This is a genomic window from Bradyrhizobium sp. PRIMUS42, from assembly GCF_023006515.1.
Lineage (GTDB): Bacteria > Pseudomonadota > Alphaproteobacteria > Rhizobiales > Xanthobacteraceae > Bradyrhizobium.
In genome coordinates this window covers 1-3071 of the sequence record NZ_JALBGZ010000723.1, presented here as the reverse complement: position 1 = coordinate 3071, position 3071 = coordinate 1, and the positions used below count along the sequence as shown (strand labels likewise).

At 63.7% G+C, this 3071-nt stretch carries 4 protein-coding genes; 2 read left to right on the top strand and 2 right to left on the bottom strand.

Annotated elements, in window-relative coordinates:
* Positions 1-280 (top strand): PfkB family carbohydrate kinase (locus MOV75_RS32535; RefSeq protein WP_247007371.1); only part of this gene is annotated, 280 nt, incomplete at its 5' end.
* 97 nt (positions 281-377) lie between these two features.
* A complete protein-coding gene (locus MOV75_RS32530; protein WP_246929522.1) occupies positions 378-887 on the top strand; it encodes an Lrp/AsnC family transcriptional regulator in 510 nt (169 codons plus the stop codon).
* A gap of 146 nt (positions 888-1033) precedes the next feature.
* Here the strand turns inward: MOV75_RS32530 and MOV75_RS32525 are convergent, their stop codons facing one another.
* Positions 1034-2533, bottom strand: a complete 1500-nt coding sequence (locus MOV75_RS32525) for a phosphomannomutase/phosphoglucomutase (RefSeq protein WP_247007370.1) — start codon at positions 2531-2533, stop codon at positions 1034-1036.
* Positions 2534-2726: 193 nt separating this feature from the next.
* Positions 2727-3071: TIGR02281 family clan AA aspartic protease (locus MOV75_RS32520; protein WP_247007368.1), on the bottom strand; the 345-nt coding region annotated here is incomplete at its 5' end.

The following is a 3071-nucleotide window of genomic DNA, read 5'->3' as shown; positions in this document are numbered from 1 at the left end:
CTTCCTCGCTGCGACCCGCGGTCCGCGCGGCACGATCTGGCTGAACGAGGCGGGCGAGCTGGAGGAGACGCCGGTCTTCCCGGTCCAGGCGGTCGATACGCTTGGCGCCGGCGACGTCTTCCATGGCGCCTGCACGCTTGGCCTCGCCGAGGGTAAGGGGGTGCGGGAGGCGCTGCGATTCGCCGCGGCTGCCGCAGCGCTGAAATGCACCCGCCATGGCGGGGGCCAAGCCGCCCCACAACGCATTGAAGTTGAAGGGCTTTTGCGCGGCGCGCCGTAGAGCGATTCCACTCTCGCGCCGAGATTATGGGCTTGCTGTGGAAAGATTTTCTCTATATCAGGGAAATCAGCCCCTGAAATGGAACAAAGTTCTTCAAATGACCGATGCCGCTGTCCAGATCCCCGAGACCAGCCGCCGCCTCGATGCCATCGACCGCAAGATTCTGATGGTGCTCCAGGAAGATGCCTCGCTGTCCGTCGCCGAGATCGGCGACCGCGTCGGCCTGTCCTCGACCCCCTGCTGGAAGCGCATCCAGCGGCTGGAAGCCGACGGCGTGATCATCAAGCGGGTCGCCCTCGTCGACCAGAACAAGATCGGGCTCGGCATCTCCGTGTTCGTGTCGGTCGAAAGCTCGGACCATTCCGACGCCTGGCTGAAGAAGTTCGCCGAAGCCGTCAGCGCCATGCCCGAGGTGATGGAGTTCTATCGCATGGCCGGCGACGTCGATTACATGCTGCGCGTCGTGGTCGCAGACATGCAGGCCTATGACGTGTTCTACAAGAAGCTGATCAGCGCCGTGCCGCTGAAGAACGTCACCTCGCGCTTCGCGATGGAGAAGATCAAGTCGGTCACCGCGCTGCCGATCCCGGCGGTGGTGGCGGCTTAGTTTTTACTTACTACTGGCGCGGCTTCATCGGTCGTCGTCATGGCCGGGCTTGTCCCGGCCATCCAGGCGCATCTGCACAGTGGATGCCCGGGACAAGCCCGGGCATGACGGCGGAAGTTCTGGCTCGAGGCGTCTCGCCTCTCATATCAAATCTTCTGATTGTACTCGCCGACTTCGGGATGCGTGCGCAGCACGCTGTTCACCATCTCGAACATGTCGTGCATGCGCTGCTCGGAGACCGGGCTCTCGACCACGACCACGAGCTCGGGCTTGTTGGAGGAGGCGCGCACCAGGCCCCAGCTGCCGTCCTCGACCGTGACGCGCACGCCGTTGACGGTGACGAGATCGCGGATTGCCTGGCCGCCGATCTTGGCGCCCTTGGCCTGCAAGGCTTCGAAGTGCTTCACCACTTGGTCGATGACGCCGTATTTGGTCTCGTCGGCGCAGTGCGGCGACATGGTCGGCGACGACCAGGTCTTCGGCAGCGCGTTCTTCAGGTCCGCCATCGACTTGCCCGGCGCGCGGTCGAGCATGTCGCAGATCGCGAGCGCCGAGACCAGGCCGTCGTCATAACCGCGGCCATACGGCTTGTTGAAGAAGAAGTGGCCCGACTTCTCGAAGCCCGCCAGCGCACCGGTCTCGTTGGTGCGGCGCTTCATGTAGGAATGGCCGGTCTTCCAATAGGCAACCTTCGCGCCCTGCTTCTGCAGCACCGGATCGGTGACGAACAGGCCGGTCGACTTCACGTCGACGATGAATTGCGCATCCTTGTGGATCGCCGACATGTCGCGCGCCAGCATCACGCCGACCTTGTCGGCGAAGATTTCCTCGCCGGTGTTGTCGACCACGCCGCAGCGGTCACCGTCACCGTCGAAGCCGAGGCCGACATCGGCCTTGTGATGCAGCACCGCGTCGCGGATCGCGTGCAGCATCTCCATGTCTTCCGGATTCGGATTGTATTTCGGGAAGGTGTGGTCGAGCTCGGTGTCCAGCGGGATCACCTCGCAGCCGATCGCTTCCAGCACCTGCGGCGCGAACGCGCCGGCGGTGCCGTTGCCGCAGGCGGCGACGACCTTGAGCTTGCGCGTCAGCTTCGGACGGCTGGTGAGATCGGCGATATAGCGCGCCGGGTAGTTCTCGTGGAATTGGTAGGAGCCGCCGGCCTTGTTCTTGAAATCGGCGCCCAGCACGATCTCCTTCAACCGCGTCATCTCGTCGGGGCCGAAGGTCAGCGGACGGTTGGCGCCCATCTTCACGCCGGTCCAGCCATTGTCATTGTGCGAGGCCGTGACCATGGCGACGCAGGGCACGTCGAGATCGAACTGCGCGAAATAGGCCATCGGCGTCACCGCAAGCCCGATGTCGTGCACCTTGCAGCCCGCCGCCATCAGGCCGGAGATCAGCGCATATTTGATCGAAGCCGAATAGCCGCGGAAATCGTGGCCCGTGACGATCTCCTGCTTGACGCCGAGCTCGGCGATCAGTGCGCCCAGCCCCATGCCGAGCGCCTGCACACCCATCAGGTTGATTTCCTTCTGGAACAACCAGCGCGCGTCGTACTCGCGAAAGCCCGTGGGTTTCACCATCGGCTCGGATTCGAAGGCGTAGGTGTTGGGCAGCAATACGGATTTCGGCTTCGGGAACATTGCGACGGTCTCGTGAAAAGGGGGCAGGATTTGCTGCAGCCTTAGCGAATGCCGGGCCGCAACGAAAGGCGGGAATGAAGGCTTATGGCCGTTAATTGCGGCAGTTTGGTAACGAAGAAACGTTACCGCGAGGGCGGTCGACGCAAAGAAATCTCTTTTGAAAGGGACGGCGCCTGATCGCGGAAGGCTCCGCCTACTGCTCCAGCACCATCTGGCCGTTGGCGTATTCGAAGCGCTTGAGGCGGGACAGGAAGGAGAGGCCGAGCAGGTTCTCCGACAGCGCCGCATCGGGCAGCACCATGGCATCGACGTCGCGCACAATGAGGCCGCCGACATCGAGCATCGCGATGCGGGTGCGGGCGGCCTTGATGGTGCCGTTGGCGGTGGAGACGGTGGCGTTGTACTCGCCGCGCGAGGGACGGAGGCCAAAGCGGGCGGCCGAGGTCTCATTCAGCGCAACCACGGAGGCGCCGGTGTCGACCATGAAGCCGATGCGCTGGCCGTCGATCCTGCCCTCGGTCTGGAAGTGACCGCGGCC